Raw genomic sequence first — 20,403 nt, 5'->3', positions numbered from 1 at the left:
ACTACTTCGCGGCCACTGATTCGTTCCGGGCAGCGGGCCTACCCGTTCTGTCCCCGATCCTCCACAGCGGAGGGCTGGGCCGACAGCCGCAGCTCACCGTTCGGCATGAAGTCAATCGTCACGGCGTCGAGAGACGTACCGACCGGCGGAAAGTCCGCAGGACCCGGATGCCGGTCGTCGTCCGTCAGCAGAACGAAGTCGATGAACCCGGGGATGGTCCGTTCCGCGGCGGTCACTGCCACCTCCACCCCGAAGCGGCCTCTGTGCCCGGTGACAACGCAGCGGACCACCTGAAACTGTTCGAGCCCGCTGCGCCGCCAGGGATCGTCGTCATCCTGTGAACTCACGACCCTTCCTCCATGGGACCCACTCCGTCTTGTCGTGGTCGATGAATGAATTGAAGTCCTCGATGTCGTCCACGTCGATGACCCACTGCTTGCCGCCATTGTTGTCGTGGAATCGGCGGTACGCACTCGGGTGGAACTCGTCGGTGAAGCCGGGCTTCATCGTGAAGACGTGATAGCCGTCCTCGTACACTCCCTGGCCCGCGTACTTGCGGACCACGGACTCCGAGTCGCCGAGATACGCGTAGCTCTTGCCCTGGGGATCCCGCTCGGCGTGGTTCGCAGGGTCAAGCCCTCTGGATTCCGATGCTCTGTTGCCCTTCTGGGGCGAACGGTACAGCTTGACAGGACCGCAGTTGTGGACAAGGGCGGTCATCACGCCCGCCGCCACGAAGTACGTGTGCGCCGTGTCGACCGTCAGGTTGTAGACCGCCGCCTGCTGCGTCCACGCCCTGACCCCCTCCACCTGGACCCAGCTGCCGCTGCCCGTCTGGAGCCACTGGCCCGGCTTCAGTTCGCCGGCCTTCAGCCACTTGTCGAGCGACGGGACCCAGAAGGGGTGGCCCACCGTGGCCGTGATCGTGTCGGTCGCGTCGCCCTTCGTGCCGTCCGTGTCGACCGTCAGCTCGACCAGGTGCTTCTTGCCCTTGCCGACGATCGTGTCGGTGACCTCCTCCTTCGAGGTCTTGCCGGTCGTCGGGTCGGTCGCCAGGACTTCCTCGCCCGTCTCGACCTTCTCGATCGGCTTGCGACTGCCGTCGGCCATCAGGACCTCGGTGCCGAGTACGAAGCTGTTCCCGGCGAGCTCAGCCGCAGCCGTCGTGCACGAGACGGCCGACTCGACGTTCTCGACGCCCTCGTCGATCTTCTCGGCCTTCTTCGCGATGCCGTCCGCGTACTTCGCCGCCTTCGACGCCATCCGACCGGCCTTCGCCGCCCGGACCGCCCCCGCCCCGACTCCGCCCAGCGCCGCGCCCGCCACCGTCGCGACCGCCCAGGCGCAGGCCTCCATGTCGCCCTTGGTGACGCAGTCCCTGATGTCGTTGAAGCCGGTGAGCTCACCCACCACATTGCCGACCGTCTTGACGCCGTCCCAGACCGCGCCCCAGTCCGCCGCGTCGCGGACCGTCTCGACCACCGCGCCGACCTGCGCGACGACCGCCTCGCGGATCGCGTCCGTCGCCTTCGCGACGTCCGCGATCACATCCCGCGCCGCGCCGACGAGGATCGCCGGGAGGTTCGGGTCGGCCGTCACGATCGCCTTCGCCACCGCCATCAGCGGCTTCGCCGCCGCGATGATCTCCGGGATCGGGTTGTGCTTCGCCGCGTAGGCCACCGCCGCCTTGGCCTTACGGGTGATCTCCGTCTTCACCGCGATGTACTGGCGGCGTGCCTCTGCCGCTTTCTCCCTGGCCCATTGCGTGAACCCCGATTTCTGGCTCACATACTTGACCGCGTTCACCACCGAGTTGACGACCGTTTTCAGGCCCGACTTTTGGTACGCCCATTTCGCGACCGAGCCCAGAAAGCCGGCCGCCTTCTTCAGGGCGGAGATCGGGTGGCGCACCGTGTACACCACGGCGTTGACCACTGCCTTGGCGCCCTTGTAGACGTAGCTCCCGGCTTGCTTGACCTTCTTTTTGGCCTGGTTGTACTTCTTCTTGCACCAGTCGCAGCTGGGCCAGTGGCCGTCCGGGTCGGTGTAGTCCATCGGGGCGCCGGCGCCGTAGGTGTACCGGTTCGCCAGGATCGAGGCGCCCGACGCGTAGGTGTAGGAGTCGCGCGAGTCGAACGCGCCCGTGCCCGGGTCATACCAGCGCGCCCCCATGTTCACCTGGTCGGTGTCCGGGTCGGTGTAGTCGCCCTGGTAGCCCGCGTTGCCCGCCATGTTCGCGGAGTCCGTCGTCGAGAGCTGCTCGCCGAACGGGTTGAAGGCCGCCGACTGGGTCAGGGAGCCTGTCGCGCCGTCCGTGGCCGACATGTTGGCGACCACGTCGCCGTGCTTGTCGGAGAGCGTCAGCTGGGCCACGCCGCCGCCCTCGGCCACCGCGAGGAGTTCGTCCGCCGCGCCCCGCCCGTACGTCGCGGTCTGGTCCTTGACCGGGTCCGGTGAGAAGCCCGCGTAGGAGAAGTCCGTGCCGTTGCGCGCCGCGACCCGGTCCATCGAGTCGTAGGTGTACGACGTGCCCGACTCGCCTGCCTTCGTCATCCGGTCGAAGGCGTCGAAGGTGAAGTCCTCCGTGAGACCGGAGCTGGTACGCGTGGCCAGCGTGCCGCGCTCGGTGTGGTCGTACGTGTAGTCCCCGTCGGACAGCAGCCGGTTGCGCTCGTCGAACGTGGCGGTCTTCTCGCCGTTCTGGACGCGGTTGCCGCTGTCGTCCCAGCCGTACGCCGTCGTCGTGCCCTCACCCGTCCACGAGGTCAGCCGCCCGGCGTCGTCGTAGCCATAGGTGTTCTCGCCCGCCTTGGCCGTGCCGACGGTCTTCTTCGAGGTGAGATGGTCATCCGCGTCGTAGCCGTAGTCGACGGCGGCCACCGTCGAGCCGCCGCTGTTCTTGACCGTGTCGGTGTCGAGGCGGCCCAGGTCGTCATAGGTGAAGGCGCGTGACTGCCCCGCCCCGTAGTCGATGTTCTTGACCGCGCCCGCCGCGTCGTAGCCGTAGGACTGCTGCGAGCCGGTGAGCGGGTCCTTCTGCCAGTTCAGCCGCTGCTTGACGTAGCCGAAGGTGGCCGTGCCGGACGCGTCGGTACGGCTGGTGAGCTGGCCCTCGTTGTTGTACTCGTACTCCGCCGTGCCCAAGGGCCCATTCGCCTTCAGCAGCGCGCCGCGGTCGTTGTAGTCGAAGGTGTTGTCGCCCTTGGGCGAGGACGCCGCGGTCAGGCGGCCCGCCGCGTCGTAGCGGAACTTCTTCTCCGGGGTCGCCACCTCCGCGCCCGCTCCGGTCTCGCGGACCAGCTGCCCCGCCTTGTCGTACGCGCGCTCGCGCACCACACCACCCGGCGCGGTCAGCTTCACCGCCTGACCGAGCTTGTCGTACGCCGTCGTCCAGGTGCGCGCCTCCGGTGCCGGGTCGCGAGCGGTCGACGGCTCGATCACCGACTCCGGCAGGCCGAAGGTGTTGACCGTGTAGATGGTCTTGTTGCCGCGGCCGTCCGTGTAGCGGGTGCGGTTGCCGTTGGCGTCGTAGCCGAAGGACGTGGTGATCGACTTGTCGGCCGCAACCGGCTCAGTCTGGCTGCTGAGGCGGCCCAGCGCGTCGTACGCGTACGTCGTGGCGCGGCTGAGCGGGTTGGTCGATGTGGTGAGGTTGCCGGCCTTGTCGTAGCCGTAGCTCACCTCCCGCAGCAGGCCGTTGTTCGTGTCCATGTCCGTGTCGCGGGACAGCTGGCCGAGCCGGTCGTACCACTTGGCCGAGGTGCGTCCCAGACCGTCGGTGGTGCGCACCTCACGGCCAGACATGTCGTAGCCGTGCTGGGTGATGACACCCGTCGGGTCGACCAGGCGCGTCAGCTGGCCCAGCGCGTCATAGGTGAACGTGGACACCGCCGCACTCGGCGAGGTCTGCTTGACCACATTGCCCGCGTCGTCGTACTCGTGGCGCGTGGTGAAGGCCCCGGGCTGCGGCTTGCGCTCGATCTGCGTCGAGGTGACCGGCCGGTCCAGGTCGTCGTAGGTGCTCTCGGCGCGCGCCCCGTTCGGGTCGGTGACCGAGAGGATCTCGCCGGTGCGGGTGTAGGTGTACTTCCACTGGGCGCGGTCGTCGCCCTCGCCGACCGGTACGTCCTTGACGGTCATCCGGTTCTGGCGGTCGTAGGTGAACTTGGTGGCCCGGCCCAGCGGGTCGGTCGCCTCGACCACATTGCCCAGCGCGTCGTACTTCTGGGAGGTGGTCGGCGTGATGGCCTCGGTCGAGCCCGGGGGCGTGTAAGAGGGCGCGGTGCTGGTGAGCACCCGCCCGAGACGGTCGTACGTGGAGCGGTTGGTGTTGCCCATCGCGTCCACCGACTCGGTCACGGCGCCGAAGGTGTCGTAACCGTGTAGGTGGTGGGGCGGGAGGAGACGGGCGCGGAGCCGTTGGACTCGGTCTGCACGACGGGTGCGGAGAGGGACAAGGAGCGGCCCAGTTCGTCGTAGGCGTACTCCGTCTTGTTGCCGCCCGGGTGCGTTTTGGCCTTGACCAGGCCGCGCTGGTCGTAGTCGTAGACCGTGGTGCGGGAGTCCGTGCCGTTCTCGATGGTCTCCTGCTTGGCGTTGCCCGCGTCGTCGTAGACATAGCGGACGGTCTCCGGCGTGACGTTCGTCGGCCACGGCACATTGGACGGCATGCCGCTGGAGGTGGAGGTCTCCACATTGCCCGCGAGGTCGTACGTCAAGGTGGTGCGGCGGGCGAGCCCGGTCGGGTCGGTAACCGTGGACTTGGTTCGGCCCACCGCGTCGTACGTGTACTGGGTGACGAGCTTGCCGTTGTTGGCCGTCTCCGTCAGGACGTTTCCGGCGCCGTCATAGGTGTTGGACTCGACGAGGATGTCGCGCTTGGTGCCGTCCGGGTTGCGGAAGTCCTTCAGGGTGATGGTCTTGAGCAGGTCGTCCCCGAAGTACTCGTAGACCAGGGTGCGGCCCATGGAGTCGGTGTGCCGGGCGAGCCTGCCGCCGTGGTCGTACGCGTACGACTGCACCACCGTGTAGTCGTCGTCGCCGCCGTCGTCCTCCCAGTCACGCAGCCGCGTCTCGGCCATCATGTTGCGCGCGGTGTAGAGGTACTCGAAGCGGTTGCCGTTGGCGTCCACCATGGACGTCTTGTTGCCGAAGACGTCGTAGGTGTAGGTCGTCTCGCTGCCCTCGGCGTCGATGGCCTTCTCGGGACGGCCGTGGTCGTCCAGTTCGAAAGTCATCACCCGCGAGAGGTCTCCGCCGAGCACATCGCTGACCTCGGTGCGCACCACATTGCCGTCGGCGTCGTACTCCGTGACGGTCTTCTGCTGGTGCTTGCCCAGGGTCACGACATTGGTCGCCGCCGGGTCGGTCGAGGAGGCGAGGCGGGAGAGCTTGTCGTAGGTGAAGGTCGTGGTGACCCCGGCCGGCTGGGCATCGGTGACGGCAGTCTCGGTGATCTTGCGGCCGAGCGTGTCGTAGGTGAACTTGGAGATCGCCCCGGACGGCTCGGTCACCTGCGCCAGGTCACCGTTCTTGAAGTACTGGTAGCGGGTGATCTTGCCGCGTGGGTCGGTGGTGGTCAGCGGCAGCCCGGTGGGCACGTTCCCGCCGCCGACGGCCATCTCGATGCCGGTGGTGTAGGCGTTGCGCGAGACGCCGCCGCCTTCGGGATTGGTCTGGGTGACCAGCGCGCCGCTCGTGTTGTACGTGTACGAGGTGCGGAAACGGTTGTCCGTCACCCCGGTCGAGCGGCCGTCCCGGGTCTCGGAGGGCTGGTCGGCCCGCAGGTCGAAGTCACTGGCCGGCACCGGATACGTCGTGTATGCGGTCTGGCAGTCGTTCAGTCCCCGGCAGGTGGTGCGGGTGATGACATTGCCGCGGTCGTCGTAGCCGAGCGTGACCTTGTCGCCGTTTTCGCTGATGATCCCGGTCTGGTAGCCGTTGTCGTTGTACTCGAAGGAACGGATGGCCACGCCGTCGAGGGGGTAGCGGATGAAGTCGGGCTCGCTGCCCCCGCCGCCGATCGGGGTGGTGCAGAACGCCGGGTCGCCCGGGTCGGGTGAGGTGCAGATCGGGCCGGGTGTTCCGGTGCTCGAAGGCGAGGGGGACGGTGTGGCGGGCTCACGGGCGCCGAGCGCGGTGGGCTCGCCGTAGCGCAGCATCCGCGAGGTCGTGCCGTCGTACTCGTAGAAGTACGGGGAGTCCAGCGGGTCGCGGACCTCGACCGTGCGCCGCAGGTCCTTGTCGTTGCCGAAGACCGCGGGGGTGCCGATCTTCCAGGTGCCGCCGTTGCGGTCGGTGTACTCGTCCACGCGGTCGCGGGCGGTGTCGTACGACACCTCGGAGGCGATACGGCCCGTGGGCAGCGTCGTCTTCGTCAGGACGTCGGCGGCCCGGCCGCCCTCGCGGTAGTGGCCTGTGACGGCTGCCGTACCGAGCGGGTGGTGGTAGACGGAGACGTCGTCGATGGTGCCCGCGAAGGACTTGGCAGCGGTGGATCCCCAGCCGGGCCAGGAGGCGGGGGTGGTGGCGGTTGCCGCGCCGATCTGGTTGAACGTCAGGTCGCCCTGGACGAGCTGCTTGCCCGCAAGCGTCCCCGACAGCTTGCCGTCCAGATACAGGCTCTGCGTCGAGCCGGACACTGACAGCACCGCGTGGTGCCACTTGCCATCATTGACGTTCTTGGTGATGTCGGTGATCGGGGCCACCGACCCGGTCCAGAACTGACCGCGCAGCTTTCCGTCCGTACCCACATACAGCGTCGGCACGCCCACGCCCGGGGCGGTGCCCCACGCCTTGTTCTGGTAACCGACCAGCGGCCCGCCCAGACCGGTCGCGATGGTCTTGAACCACACCTCGACCGCCGCGTCCCGGCTCTTCTTCACCGTGCCGGCGGGCAGATCGACGCGTGAGGTGGTGCCGTTGAAGGTGGCGGCGGTGCCGGGGTCCCCGGCGATCGCGCCCGCCGCGCCCAGCGTCACATTGCTGTACGTGCCGCGGTCCTTGCCGAGGTTGGCCTCCATCGTGCTGTTGGCGGCGGCGCCCTCGGCCTCGCCGAGCCGCCAGTACGACTCCGGGCGCGAATCCAGGACCGTGGTGCCGTAATGGCTGCCCGCGCCGTGCGTGTACTTCGTACAGCCGCCGTTCGGGTCGCAGACCTGGTCCAGCAGATCGCCGGTGTAGGTGTAGTTCCAGCTCAGCGCCGCACCGTCGACGGCGTTCGTGGACACCCGGGTGACATGCGCGCCGGTCCAGGTGAACGTCAGCGAACGCGAGGTGCGGGCGCTGACCGCCGTCGAGAGCTTCCCGCCGGAGTAGGTGTAGTTGACGGCGTTGGAGTACTGGTCGGTGACCTTGATCAGCAGGCCGCTGGAGGAGAAGTCGTACGTCGTACCGGACTTGTCCTGCAGCTTGTAGGTGTTCGCCGTGGCGTCCAGGGTCAGCTTGGCGAACCGGCCCGGCGGCGGCGCGAAGGTCCCGTCCGCGTTATTGCCGAAGCGCACATCCTGCCCGTCCGGGTAGCGGATGACGACATTGCCGCTGCCGTCGTCGTCGGGGGTGAGCCGCATGTCGTACCGGGTCGACCAGCCCGCGCCGAAGGCCAGGTCACGCCGCGGGTCCAGGCTGTTGTACGTCCGTACGAGCGTGAGCTCGGGGCCCACACCGGCGACCGGCGCGTCGACAGCCGCGGTGGTGAAGTTGCCGACGTTCGGGTCGAACTCCTTGCCCTGCGCCTCGGAGAGCCGCGAGGTGATCTCGGGCTGCGGAACAGCGGCGACCAGGGCGACCTGCGCGGTCGGGACCTCGGTGGTGGCATCCTTGACGAAACCGCGCCACAGATAGGTCTTGCCCCACTTCAACCGCCCCGCCGGAACCGGATACGCGGACGCGGTCTGGTAGGCGGAGGTGGTGCAGGCGGTCGGCTTGCCGTCCTTGTCTGCCTCGCAGATCTCCCACTTGTACTGCAGCGCGGACCCGGGTGGCGCGTCGATGTCGATACCGGCGGCCCACAGCTGCGGGGTCAGCGTCTGCGCCTGGTAGCCGTTGGGCGGGTACTGCTCCTTGACCACCGGGGCGATGTCGAAGACCCGCAGGGTCAGCCGGCCCGGCGGCACCTGCTCGTCGGTGAAGACCTTGCCGCCCTGGCGCACCATCGTGAAGTCGAGCATGTACGTGCCCGGCGGCAGCGCCTTGATCGTCGCATCCACGGTGGTCTTGGCACCGTAGGCAAGGTTGGCGGTGAGGTTGGCGGCGCGCTGCTGGGTGACCAGCTTGCCCTTGGAGTCGTACGCCCGGTAGGCGAGGTAGTAGGTGCTCGGCGTCCAGGTCTCCGCGCCCTTGTTGGTGACGCTGACCTTGATCTTGCCCGCCTGGTTCTGCAGGACCGGCGGGTCCGGGACGGGCTTGGGGAAGGCGTAGGTCGCGCTGTAGGGCGAGTGCGTCACAAACAGCTTGGGCGGGTTGGCCGTGTTGTGACCGGTGAACTTCTTGGCCGCGAGCGAGTCGGTGACCGAGGCCCGCAGCGACAGACCGTGATTGGCCTGGGTGCCGTCCACCCAGCGCTGCACGAGATCACGGCCGCCCTTGCCCAGGTCGTAGAGCGCACCGGCGGCCGGGCAGGAGGACTGCGACTGGCCAAAGCCCACATAGCCGTACGCGTACGACTTCGAGGCGAGCGAGGAACCCACCGAGGGCCCCGGGTAGTCGGTGGTGGTGTTGGCCGTCCAGGCCCCGGTGACGGGGTGCACGGAGACCGAACGCGGCTTGCAGGACGCCGAGTCGAAGTTCACGACCTGCAGCTGCGCGCCGAAGACGCGGTGGTGCTTGAGCTCCTCGTCCAGGTTGGGAAAGCCGAGGAAGGAGTGAGCGGAGGAGCTGCCGGACTTGCCGACGTGAAGTTCATCCGAGCCGACGACGGAGGAGGCGCCGCTGCGGACGTACATGGAGGTGGAGGCGGCGGTGGTGTCCACGGACGGGTCGACCCGCACGGGGAAGGCCCGCGCCGGGTCGGTGACCCACGCACGGTCGACGCTCACCCGCAGGGCCTGGCCGCCGCCGCCCTGCTCGACCAGCTCGTAGCGCACCGCGTTGGAGACGGCGCCCTTGGCGTCCTCCATGAACCCGGCCGGAATGACCGCCTTCGTACGTCCCTCAGAGTCGACCAGCACGATCGACGCACCCTCGCTCTTCGCGGTGAGGCCGCTCAGTGCCAGGGGGAAGACAAAACTGCCGGGCGCGTCGGCGGAACGCAGCACAAGGGTCTCCTTGACCCCGCCCGCCCGCGAGTCCAGCCACAGATCGGTGTCGGTCAGAACCTGCTCGTACGCCACCCGGCTGCCGTTCGCACTGCCCTGCGCGGGGGCGGCGCCACTGAGCCCGTACGCGAAGGACTCACCCGAGGGGAGAGTGAGGGCGGCCAGCCGGGAGGCGTCCGCCTGTTCCGCGATCCGCAGCTCCATCGAATCGGCGGCATTGACCCAGCCACTGTCACTGTCGCCCACCAGGGCGGTGTCGATAGGCCGCCAGACGCCGCGCTCGTCCTGGTAGTTGATGGGGGCGGTGGACAACTCGCTGGTGCGGGTGCCGTCCTCGTTCACGTACGTACGGCTGCGCGCGTCCCGCTCGGAGACGAGCTCCTCGCTGGTCCTGGTGTCGAAGCCGGTGACGGCCGCGGCGGGCGCGGGGGTGACCTCGGCGGTATTGCGCCCGGCGGAGGGCCTGGCCACGGTCGGCTGCTTCAACGGGTACTTGGCCCGCTGCGACTGCGGCACCTTCGTATTGCCCGGACCGCCCGCCGTGTGGCTGCGCCCCTCGGCGCTCCCCCAACGCTGATCGGGACCCTCGGCCGCGGCCGGCGCCCCGGGGACGAACGGGAAGCCGCTCCCGGCGACGGCGAGCGAACCGACCGCGATGACCATGGCGACGGCGACACCGATGACCTTGAACCATCGGCTGCGACGGAGCCTGGCCATCAGGAAATTGCGCGCGAGTCTCCGGTACACCGGGCGGTCCCCCCACTGGACGTAAGCGAATGAGCAAGCAGGAGCCTGGCCGCTTGTGATGACCATGTCGACTGCTGGTGGAGACCATTCATTTGGCCGTTACCGCGCCGTGATCACGACGCTCGCGCGTATCCGCGTGGTTGCGCGCAGTTGCCGTGCGGCCCATGGAAACTGCCCACTTGGAGCGGCTTCCGGGACTGGAGGGCCTCAAGTGACGTGAGAGGAACGGTATTTGGCAGCTGGACAGCAGGGGTTTACGTGGCATTCAACTCGCGGGGCAGGCGCGACGGCCCGCGATCCCGACGTGCACATGATCAATTCTGCCTGATCATTTCCTCTGCTGCCGGAAGAAGGCACGTACGTCACCGACCAGCAGGTCCGGCTGCTCCATGGCCGGGAAGTGCCCGCCCCGGTCGTACCGCGTCCACCGCACGATGTTGTTCGTCCGGTCCGCGATGTGCCGCAGCGGAATGAAGTTGTCGTGCGGGAAATCGGCCAGTGCGGTCGGAGTTGCCGAAGGCTCCGGCGGAGTGCCCCAGTAGTCCGCGTGGGCGCGCTCGTAGTAGATGCGGGCGGACGAGCCCGCCGTACCGGTCAGCCAGTACAGCATCACGTTGGTGAGCAGCTGGTCACGGTCGACGGCATCCTCCGGGCGGTCCTCGGAGTCCGTCCACTCCTTGAACTTCTCGGCGATCCAGGCCAGCTGCCCCACCGGCGAGTCGGTCAGTCCGTACGCCAGCGTCTGCGGCCGGGTGGCCTGGATGTCGGCGTAACCCTGACGGTCACGGCTCCACGCCCGGAAGCGTTCCCAGGAGGCCAGCGTGCGCTCGCGTTCGACCGGGCTCAGCGCGGCGAGCTCGTCCGCGCCGGGCTCGTGCGGCTGGAAGGCGTTCGGGAGGAGATTCAGGTGTACGCCGATGACCCGGTCGGGCCGGGTGCGGCCGAGCTCCCGGGAGATGACCGCGCCCCAGTCGCCGCCCTGCACCCCGTACCGCGGATAGCCAAGGCGCTCCATCAGCTCACCGAACGCGGCGGTCACCCGCTTGAACTCCCAGCCCGTCTCCCTGGTGGGCCCGGACAGCCCGAATCCGGGGATGCTCGGCAGTACGAGGTGGAACGCGTCGGCGGGATCGCCGCCGTGGGCCCGGGGGTCGGTCAGCGGGCCGGCGACGCGCGCGAACTCGACGATCGAGCCGGGCCAGCCGTGCGTCATGAGCAGCGGGGTCGCGTCCGGTTCGGGCGAGCGAAGGTGCGCGAAGTGGATATTCGCGCGGTCGATGGTGGTGATGGACTGCGGCCACCGGTTCAGCTCGGCCTCCGCGGCGCGCCAGTCGTACTCGTGCCGCCAGTAGTGCGCGAGCTCTTTCAGATAGCCGAGCGGTATGCCGTACGCCCAGCCCACACCGGGCAGTTCATCGGGCCAGCGGGTGCGGTCGAGGCGCTGGTGGAGGTCGTCCAGTTCGCTCTGGGGGATGTCGATACAGAAGGGGCGGATGCTCGGGTCAGCGTCTTCGGTCACAAAAGTAAACGTACGATCGGTCGTACGTACTATGCAAGGTTGAAAAAGCGGCCCAGACCACTCGGGTCCGGACCGCCCTTTCTGTCATTGCCTAGGCCGGCGGGAGGTTGTCCAGCTGGGCCCGGAGGCGCTCGACGTCCTTCTCGGACTTGGCCAGACGCCCGCGGATCTTGTCGACCACATTGTCCGGGGCCTTGGCGAGGAACGCCTCGTTGCCCAGCTTGGCGTGGGCCTGCTGGCCTTCCTTCTCCGCCGCGGCCAGGTCCTTCGCCAGGCGCTTGCGCTCCGCGGCGACATCGATGGTCCCCGACAGGTCGAGGGCGACCGTGGCCCCCGCGACCGGGAGCGTCGCCGTGGCGCTGAAGCCCTCGCCCTCCGGCTGGAGCCGCAGCACCTGCCGGATGGCGGCCTCGTGCGGCGCGAGCGCCGTACCGGACAGGTCCAGCCGGGCCGGGACCTTCTGGCCGGGCTGAAGCCCCTGATCGGAACGGAACCGCCGGACCTCCGTGACGACCTGCCGGACCAGCCCGATCTCCTGCTCGGCGGCCTCGTCGCGGAAGCCGCTGTCCTTCGGCCAGTCGGCGATGACCAGCGACTCGCCACCGGTCAGCGTCGTCCACAGCGTGTCCGTGACGAACGGAACGATCGGGTGGAGCACCCGCAGCAGTACATCCAGGACCTCACCGAGGACCCGGGCGGAGACCTTCGCCTGCTCGCCGCCCGCGAAGTACGTGGTCTTGGACAGCTCGACGTACCAGTCGAAGACCTCGTCCCACGCGAAGTGGTAGAGGGAGTCGGCGAGCTTCGCGAACTGGTAGTCCTCGTAGTACGCGTCGGTCTCGGCGACGACCTTGTTGAGACGCGACAGGATCCACCGGTCGGCCGCCGACATCTGCTCGACGGGCGGCAGCTCACCCTCGACGGTCGCGCCGTTCATGAGCGCGAAGCGCGTCGCGTTCCAGATCTTGTTGGCGAAGTTACGGGACGCCTGGACCCAGTCCTCGCCGATCGGCACATCAGTGCCCGGGTTGGCGCCCTTGGCCAGCGTGAAGCGAACGGCGTCGGAGCCGTACGCGTCCATCCAGAGCAGCGGGTCGACCGTATTGCCGGACGACTTGGACATCTTCTTGCCGAACTCGTCACGGACCATGCCGTGGAACGCGATGGTGCGGAACGGCGGCTGCCCGTCCATCGCGTACAGACCGAACATCATCATCCGGGCGACCCAGAAGAACATCAGGTCGTAGCCGGTGACAAGGACGGAGGTCGGATAGAACTTCTCCAGATCCTTGGTCTGCTCCGGCCAGCCCAGGGTCGAGAACGGCCACAGCCCGGACGAGAACCAGGTGTCGAGGACGTCCGGGTCCTGGCTCCAGCCCTCACTGGTGGGCGGCTGCTCGTCGGGCCCGACGCACACGGTCTCGCCGTTCGGGCCGTGCCAGACGGGAATCCGGTGGCCCCACCAGAGCTGGCGCGAGATGCACCAGTCGCGCAGGTCGTCGACCCAGTCGAAGTAGCGCTGCGACATGTCGGCCGGGTGGATGTTGACCCGGCCGTCGCGGACCGCGTCGCCGGCGGCCTGGGCGAGCGTCTCGACCTTGACCCACCACTGGAGCGACAGGCGCGGCTCAAGCGTCGTCCGGCAGCGCGAGCAGTGGCCGACGGAGTGGACGTACGGACGCTTCTCAGCGACGATCCGCCCGTCGGCACGCAGCGCCCCGACGATCGCGGACCGCGCTTCGAAGCGGTCAAGACCCTGGAACGGCCCGTGCGCCGTGATCACGCCGCGTTCGTCCATGACGGTCAGCGACTCAAGGCCGTGGCGCTGGCCGATCGCGAAGTCGTTGGGGTCGTGGGCGGGGGTCACCTTGACCGCGCCGGTGCCGAACTCCGGGTCGACGTGCGTGTCGGCGACGACCGGGATCGTACGGCCGGTCAGCGGCAGCTTGATCCGCTTGCCGACCAGGTGCGCGTACCGCTCGTCGTCGGGGTGGACGGCGACGGCGGTGTCACCGAGCATCGTCTCGGCGCGGGTGGTGGCGACGACGAGGGTGTCGTCGCCCTCGCCGTACTTGATCGAGACGAGCTCGCCGTCGTCATCCTGGTAGTCCACCTCGATGTCGGAGATGGCGGTCAGACAGCGGGGACACCAGTTGATGATCCGCTCGGCCTGGTAGATCAGCCCGTCATCGAACATCCGCTTGAAGACGGTCTGGACGGCCCTGGACAGCCCCTCGTCCATGGTGAACCGGTCCCGGCTCCAGGCGACACCGTCGCCGAGCCGCCGCATCTGCCCGGCGATCTGCCCACCGGACTCGGCCTTCCACTGCCAGACGCGCTCCACGAACGCCTCGCGCCCGAGGTCGTGGCGGGACTTGCCCTCCTTGGCGAGCTCGCGCTCGACGACGTTCTGGGTGGCGATACCGGCGTGGTCCATGCCGGGCTGCCACAGCGTCTCGTATCCCTGCATCCGCTTACGGCGGGTGAGGGCATCGATCAGGGTGTGCTCGAAGGCGTGCCCGAGGTGCAGGGAGCCGGTGACGTTCGGGGGCGGGATGACGATGGTGTACGGGGGCTTCTCGCTCTTCGCGTCCGCCTCGAAGTAGCCGCGCTCTACCCAACGCTCGTACAGGGGTCCCTCTACATCGGCCGGCGCGTACTGGGTCGGCAGCTCAGGATTACGCGTGGGCCCGTGGTCGGGGCTCTGTGGAGTGTTGTCGGTCACGACGGACATTCTAGGCGGCCGGTAGTACTGCTCTCGCCTGGTTTCCGTGCGGCGGCACGGCCGGGGGGTGACGGGGTTCCGGGTTGCGGGACCCCGCCGACACAGGACTGGCCCGCTCGGTGTTTGGAAACCTCCGCGAGCGCGGAGCGGACTCGTACGCGTGGACTTGGTCGATCACGACTGTCGGTGTACCTCCGCGAGCGCGGAGCGGACACTATAAGGCTGTATCGGCTTACGGCCGCCCGTCGCCGGTCTCCCCCTCAGCCTGACCCGCCAGGGTGCACCACGTGACCGTCGCATCATCGCTGACGCCCCAGTCGCCGCCGTGCTCAGCGACAAAGGCGTCCACACGCCACAGCCCACGCCCACCCTCGTCCAGTAAGTCAGGCTGCCTGCGCAGTGGCCGACCCGATGGGGAGCAGTCGATCACCTCGATCCGCACCTCGGCGCCCATGTACAAGAGGTGCAACCCCAGCGCATCGCTACGCGAGTGGGAGATGGCGTTGGTGACGAACTCGCTGATCACCAGACCGGCCGCCTCAATGAGCCCCTCCGCCAGTCCCCAGCGCTGGAGGCAGACGGTGCCACGCTGACGTACCTCCGGCACGACGCACTCTTCCCGCACGAACGCCACCTGCAGCAGACGGAAGCGGGCCACCTTCCTGCGCTCGCCTGAGGGCTCGGTTTCGACCAGCCAGTTCTCTGCGCTGTTGGTGAGACTCACGCGCTATCCCCTCCGTACTGCACCGGACAGCTCGAACAAACCTGGACGGCGTAGCCGAGCCGACTGCCGCGCACGACGACGTACGCGAACCCGCCTGGACGGAGCTGCGCGGTGGAGCCGCAGCCCGCACACGCCTTGCCCTGTAGCCGTATCCACACGGCAGCGGTCGTCCCCGCTCCCGCGTGGTCCGTGGCTCGGACGTCTGCCACGCGAGCCGGTGAGGTCTGTTCGTCATGAGCTGACATCGGCATGGCGCACTCCACTCGATCGGTTGCCCGGCTCCTCAACAGGGCGGAACCGGACGATCACCTGGAGTCAGCATGCCAGCGAAATTCCACTGACGGAACTCATTTAGCAGAATTCTGCGAGACTGATTCCGTGAGGGAACTTCCGTTCGTGCCGTGCAAGTTGAAGCAAGGCCAGAAGCTTCCGTGCGTCTGCGCACGATGCGTTGCCAGGCTGCAACGTTCGCCGGAACACTGAAACCAGCGTCCGAGGAGGAACCATTGAACGAGGCCATCGAGTCCGCGACCCCAGCTCTCTGCCGACTCCAACTGGGCGTCGCCCTACGGCGGCTGCGCACCGACAAGGGGCTGACGGCTGCCGAAGTGGCCCGCCGTCTCCTATGGGCTCCCTCCAAGTTGACCCGCCTGGAAACCGGTGACAACGGCGTAGTTGAGCCATCCGACGTCATCGCACTGTGCGACATCTACAGCGCCGCGCCGGAGGATCGCGCCGTCCTTGAGGGCTACGCAGTCGTCACGAAGACGAAGAAGGACTGGTGGCAGTCCGCGCTGTACCGACCGGTGATTCCGCCTGGCTTCAAGGCCTTCTTGAGTCTTGAAGCGATCGCGACTCAACTCCACACCTATGAGTCGGAGTTCGTCCCTGGGCTGTTGCAGACCAACGCGTATGTTCGAGCCATTCACCAGCGTGCCCACGCCGGGCTCGGCTCGGCGGAGATCGACCGTCTCGTTGAAGTCCGCATGACGCGGCAGGAGGTCCTGCGCCGGGCGCGCGCACCACTGAAGCTGAGCGCGATCGTCAACGAATCCGTGTTGCGCCGCCGAGTGGGCAGCGCCCAGGTGATGCGGGCGCAACTGGAGCACATCGCGGAGCTGGCCGCCGACCTACAGCACTTCAGGATCCAAGTCGTCCCATTCGAGGCTGGTGCCCATCCCGGTATGAACGGCCCGTTCGCGGTCCTGCGGTTCCGGGAGCCGTTGAAGCCGATCGTCTACCTGGAGAACCTCGCCTCCGCGGGCGTGACCCGGCGAGAGGATGACATCGACCGGTACGAGGAGGCATTCAGCGACCTCCAGGCCATGGCTTCCGGCCATTCCGAATCCCTCAGCATGATCCACAACGCCATCAAGGAGTTCTGATCCACATGTACATCTCGGCCGCCGAGCTGACCAGCGCCGACTGGTTCACCTCCAGCTACAGCAACGACCAGGGAGGCAACTGCGTTGAGGTGGCGCACCTGCGCGACCAAGTCGGTGTCCGTGACTCCAAACTGGCCGGCAGCCCCGTCGTCGCCGTATCGACCCCCGCTTGGAGCGGATTCCTCAGCTCCATCCAGGACAGTCGGCCCACCGGCTGATTCCACCTACGGCGAGGGGGTCGGCCACGAGGCCGCCCCCTCAGTCATCCCCGGCTCACGCCTGCGGGACCCGCTCCGGCTCCCGAGCCGGTACAGCGGGTTCCGGGCAGAGCGTGATCATGCGGGAGACGGTGGAGGTGATCGGGGGGCTGCCATCGCGACTGCGATGACGACCTAAGGGCATCAAGAAGCGTGTCGAACTGACCAAAGCCCTTGGCACGCTGTTGGCCGCATCCGACCAGCAGAGGCGGCTGGTCGGATGCGGCCAGAGCGCCAACAGATATCGCGGGAGTGACCAGGAAAGGCATGAGCGGCATTATCCAAGGCCAGCCGCACGGACTCGACTTGTCCGTGCGGTAGGTCCTCAGCGCCTGCGGTGTCTGCCGCCCTACTGGAGTGTCCGTTCGGCGAGGAGCAGAGCGAGTGGGCCGCCCTGGAGCAGGAACCGCCCCTCCGTGGCCGCCGTGATGGCTTCGTTCAGCGGCCACCACATGAGCTTGAAGTCCTCCTCCGTGGGCGTGAGTTGCTGGGGACCGCACGTTAGTCCCTCGGCCAGGAAGAGGTGCACGCGGGCGGTGGTGTTCAGCGTGATCGCGTACGAGCCAAGAGGCCGCCAGTGATCAGCGGTAACTCCGGCCTCCTCACGCAGCTCGCGGCGTGCGCACTCTTCAGGGGTTTCGCCGTCTTCTTGACGGCCTCCTGGCAGAAACAGGTACTCCCCGCCATGGCGGGGAAAGAGTGCGGTCAGTAGCGCGATGCGCGATCGCTCGTCTCGTGCCACTACGACGGAGGCGTCACGCATCGGCCCACGATCTGGGGCGTCATCCATGGGCCGCGAGCGTAGCGCCGTTAGACGACCATGGTGGCAAACGGCACGTTCATGACCGTGGGGTGTGCGATCCCGCGCCCGTAGTATCCGTCCTCGCCGAAGGCGTCTCCGTGGTCGGCGCACATGATCACGAGCCAGCGTTGTCTTGCGGCGAGTCCGTCGATCAGCCTTCCCAGGTGTTCGTCCGCGTAGGCCAAGGCCGCGCTTTGGGAGTTCCAGGAGTCCTCGCTGGCGCCGAGGTAGTGACCGTGGGGTACGTGGGTCGCCGAGACATTGACGAACAGGAACAGCGGCCGGCGGCTCTCGTACGTCTCGGCGATGGTCAGGGCCTGGTCGACCTGGTGGCGGGTGGAGTCCACCTCGGGTGAGCAGAACTCCGGCCGCCAGTGGTCTTCGTGGAACATCTCCGGCAGGACCGAGCCCAGCGGCGTTTCGCGGGAGAAGTAGGTGACGCCACCGACGCACACGGTGCGGTAGCCATGCTGGTCCAGGCCGGAGAGCAGGTTCGGAGCGTCGAATACGAAGGTGCCTGGGTCGACGTCCTTGAACGCGGGCGGCCTGCATTCCCACAACCTTGGCGGCTGCTGCGGCTGCGGGAGCTTGGGCAGGAAGCCGGAGAAGAACGCCATGTGGGCGGGCAGAGTGAAGGTGCCGGGTGTGCGGCGCTCCTCCCACTGACCGCTGGGCAGCAGCTCGGCAAGGCGGGGTGTCTGTCCGGCGTGCAGCGTGGCGCGTGCGACGTCGTAGCGCAGCGAATCGAGGGTGACGAAAAGAATGCTGGTCCCGGTCCGGACGATCTCCGCCGCGTCGATCATTGCGCGGCTTCTTCCGCGATCACCTTGTACGGCTCCACGTAGCCCTTCGCCTGGGCATTGACAGGGATGGGGACGCGGTCCTCGGCGATCAGGCGCCGGATCATGGCGAGTCCCGCGTCCTCCGTCAGGGGGAAGCCCTGGTCGTCGTAGACGGCGATGTGGACCGTTTCCCCTTCGGGGGCTGCCGTGGTGGTGACCCGGATGCCAGGCACGGAGCCCAGATCCTTCATGGCGGCCAGCAATTCGTCTTGGTCGGCGACACCGACGTCCGTGACGCGGCATGCGTAGTGCTGGGCGTTCCCGGCTCCCCGGCACAGGCGGTCGTAGAACCCGACGCTGGTGTTATGGCCGTCGTGGGCGACAGCGATGCGGGACGCCTTGGTGGTGACGACGAGGCAAGCCGCGATCCACCACGCGACGCCTTCGTGGATCTCGCCGGGGAACTGCCCGACCGCGCCGCCGTCGCGGATGACGGCGGCCGTGTCGATGGAGTTAAGCATCGTCGGTCTCCAGGGACTTGATGATGTACGCGGTCAGCTCTTTGGGACCGAGGTCGTCGGTGTCGAGAACCACGGCGCTGGGATCGGTCGCCGCCACGGCTTCGAAATTGGCCAGCAGGCCGGCGAGGCGGCCCGGGACGCCGAACAGGTCGGTGTCGTCCTGCTTCACGTCCGACTTGCGCGCGAGCCGGTCCCGCAGTGCTCCTTCCGAGGCGCGCAGGTAGAACGTCCGGTGGGGACGTATGAGATAGGGCGTGAACGGCTCAAGCAGGCCCCTCGCCTGGTCCAGGGCGACGCCATTGGCGGCGGCGTGGCAGGCGACGACGGAGGACATGTACCGGTCGGCCACGACGGGACCGCCCCGAAGCCCCGCCCGGACAAGATCAGAGGCGTGGAGCAGGCCGGAGAGGTAGAACGCGAACTGCGGCAGCGGCCGAAGGGCGCTGTTGACGTCCGTGGACAGCGAGGTGAGCGGCTCCGGGAGGGTATGGAGCGTCGCGGCACCCAGCCACTCGGCAAGCAGGGTAGCGAGCGTGGATTTGCCGATCCCCGAGACACCTTCCAGGACATAGAACCGCCCCTCGATCGGCTCTTCGGCAGGAGCGTATGGGCGGCGCAGCAGGGTCACAGGGTCCCCTCCGTGAATGAGGTGATGTGAGCGGCGACGGCTGCCGCCAGCGCCTCGGGATCCGTACGTAGCGGCAGGATGTCCAGTCGCAGGTCGTCGCGGAGCAGGCACGGCTGGACGCCACCGGCGTGGTCCAGGCGAAGAGCCCAGAAGCCCTCGATGCACTTCGCGCGCACCGGGCACGTGCCGCACTGGCCAACGTGATGCCTCCCCAGGTCGCGGTGGATGACGTCAATCTCGACGCCGTCAATACGGAATACACGTCGGCCTTGACCAACGCCCGCGACCTCAACGTGCTCTTCCCGGGTCAAGGTCCGCAGGTGCTCGATCAGTCCCTGCGCGGAAACAGCCGAGGACTGGCGGCCGATGTTGAAATCGGTGTCGACCAACTCGATGAACTGCACTGGGAGGCGGCGTTCGAGGGCGAAGTCGAGGATGGGCAGGATCTCGTGCTCGTTCTCGCGTTGGAGGAGCGTGTTCAGCTCGACCCGCTCAAAGATCTCCCGAGCGGCTTCGATCCCGTCCAGGACGGCGTCGATGCCGACGCGGGTGTGGGCGATGGCCTGAAGTGACTCGTCCGAGATGTAGTGGAGCGAGACTTTGACCTTGTCCAGCGCCGTGGTGGCAAGCCACTCCTGATGTGCGCGCACCAACGTCCCGTTGGTGATCAGCGTGTACGACACGTCCGGGGCGTGGGCGGGCAGACGCGTGAGTACGGGCCGCGCCAACGGGGAGGCGAGTGGCTCGCCTCCGGTGAAGTAGACCCGCTTCAGCCCCGCCTGGATCAGCGAGCCCATGGCGGTCACGTAATCGTCGGCAACCAGTTCACGGGAACGTGGTTGGGCCTCGCGGTTCATGTGCGTGAAGGGCGGTGGGACATCGCCCTCGTTGTGGCAGAACCAGCACTTGAGGTTGCAGCGCGGGGTCAGTGACACCCGAAGTTGCCCCCGCAGCGTCGCGAAGTTCCGTAACGCGGTCCAGTCAACATCGGTGATGACGAGCGGACTTGGGACAGTCATGGCGGTGCTCCTCTCGATCGATCCGAGTGGTGCAGTGGGT

General features: G+C 67.7%; 13 protein-coding genes. 2 read left to right on the top strand and 11 right to left on the bottom strand.

The features are described 5' to 3' along the window. Positions 1–38: 38 nt before the first annotated feature. The 6 genes from ACIHCQ_RS20035 to ACIHCQ_RS20010 all read right to left on the bottom strand — a co-directional run bounded on the left by ACIHCQ_RS20035 (position 39) and on the right by ACIHCQ_RS20010 (position 14,969). Positions 39–347, bottom strand: coding sequence for a hypothetical protein (locus tag ACIHCQ_RS20035; protein ID WP_399663801.1), 309 nt, complete (start codon positions 345–347; stop codon positions 39–41). After that, complete coding sequence (locus ACIHCQ_RS20030; protein WP_399663799.1) at positions 331–4,359, bottom strand: polymorphic toxin-type HINT domain-containing protein; 4,029 nt, start codon at positions 4,357–4,359, stop codon at positions 331–333. Before ACIHCQ_RS20030 ends, ACIHCQ_RS20035 begins: the two co-directional genes overlap by 17 nt. After that, positions 4,356–9,971 (bottom strand): DNRLRE domain-containing protein, encoded by a 5,616-nt coding sequence (locus ACIHCQ_RS20025; RefSeq protein WP_399663797.1) that lies wholly within the window; start codon positions 9,969–9,971, stop codon positions 4,356–4,358. Before ACIHCQ_RS20025 ends, ACIHCQ_RS20030 begins: the two co-directional genes overlap by 4 nt. Before the next feature lie 358 nt (positions 9,972–10,329). Further along, positions 10,330–11,520 (bottom strand): epoxide hydrolase family protein, encoded by a 1,191-nt coding sequence (locus ACIHCQ_RS20020; RefSeq protein ID WP_399663795.1) that lies wholly within the window; start codon positions 11,518–11,520, stop codon positions 10,330–10,332. Positions 11,521–11,611: 91 nt separating this feature from the next. Next, positions 11,612–14,245 (bottom strand): valine--tRNA ligase, encoded by a 2,634-nt coding sequence (locus ACIHCQ_RS20015; RefSeq protein ID WP_399663793.1) that lies wholly within the window; start codon positions 14,243–14,245, stop codon positions 11,612–11,614. Positions 14,246–14,477: 232 nt separating this feature from the next. Then, on the bottom strand, positions 14,478–14,969 hold the full coding sequence (locus tag ACIHCQ_RS20010) for an ATP-binding protein (protein ID WP_399663791.1): 492 nt from the start codon (positions 14,967–14,969) through the stop codon (positions 14,478–14,480). A 506-nt stretch (positions 14,970–15,475) separates the two neighbouring features. Between ACIHCQ_RS20010 and ACIHCQ_RS20005 the strand changes: the two genes are divergently transcribed. Beyond that, entirely contained in the window at positions 15,476–16,354 is an 879-nt protein-coding gene (locus ACIHCQ_RS20005; RefSeq protein WP_399663789.1) for a helix-turn-helix domain-containing protein, read from the top strand. Between the two features lie 5 nt (positions 16,355–16,359). Continuing rightward, complete coding sequence (locus ACIHCQ_RS20000; protein WP_399663787.1) at positions 16,360–16,572, top strand: DUF397 domain-containing protein; 213 nt, start codon at positions 16,360–16,362, stop codon at positions 16,570–16,572. A gap of 388 nt (positions 16,573–16,960) precedes the next feature. On the opposite strand, the gene ACIHCQ_RS19995 is transcribed toward ACIHCQ_RS20000, so the two are convergent. The 5 genes from ACIHCQ_RS19995 to ACIHCQ_RS19975 are packed head-to-tail and all read right to left on the bottom strand — an operon-like array spanning position 16,961 to position 20,363. Continuing rightward, the gene (locus tag ACIHCQ_RS19995) at positions 16,961–17,374 is read right to left on the bottom strand and encodes an NUDIX hydrolase (RefSeq protein WP_399663785.1); all 414 of its coding nucleotides are present in this window, start codon (positions 17,372–17,374) and stop codon (positions 16,961–16,963) included. 47 nt (positions 17,375–17,421) lie between these two features. Then, positions 17,422–18,216 carry an STM4013/SEN3800 family hydrolase gene (locus ACIHCQ_RS19990; RefSeq protein ID WP_399663783.1) on the bottom strand — a complete coding sequence of 265 codons (795 nt, stop codon included), beginning with the start codon at positions 18,214–18,216 and terminating at the stop codon, positions 17,422–17,424. Beyond that, a complete protein-coding gene (locus tag ACIHCQ_RS19985) occupies positions 18,213–18,716 on the bottom strand; it encodes a hypothetical protein (protein ID WP_399663782.1) in 504 nt (167 codons plus the stop codon). Before ACIHCQ_RS19985 ends, ACIHCQ_RS19990 begins: the two co-directional genes overlap by 4 nt. Next, positions 18,709–19,344 carry a dTMP kinase gene (locus tag ACIHCQ_RS19980; RefSeq protein WP_399663780.1) on the bottom strand — a complete coding sequence of 212 codons (636 nt, stop codon included), beginning with the start codon at positions 19,342–19,344 and terminating at the stop codon, positions 18,709–18,711. Before ACIHCQ_RS19980 ends, ACIHCQ_RS19985 begins: the two co-directional genes overlap by 8 nt. Then, positions 19,341–20,363, bottom strand: coding sequence for a radical SAM protein (locus ACIHCQ_RS19975; RefSeq protein WP_399663778.1), 1,023 nt, complete (start codon positions 20,361–20,363; stop codon positions 19,341–19,343). Before ACIHCQ_RS19975 ends, ACIHCQ_RS19980 begins: the two co-directional genes overlap by 4 nt. Positions 20,364–20,403: the final 40 nt, after the last annotated feature.

The organism is Streptomyces sp. NPDC052236 (assembly GCF_044548015.1).
Taxonomy (GTDB): domain Bacteria; phylum Actinomycetota; class Actinomycetes; order Streptomycetales; family Streptomycetaceae; genus Streptomyces.
This window is presented reverse-complemented; position numbering and strand designations above follow the sequence as displayed.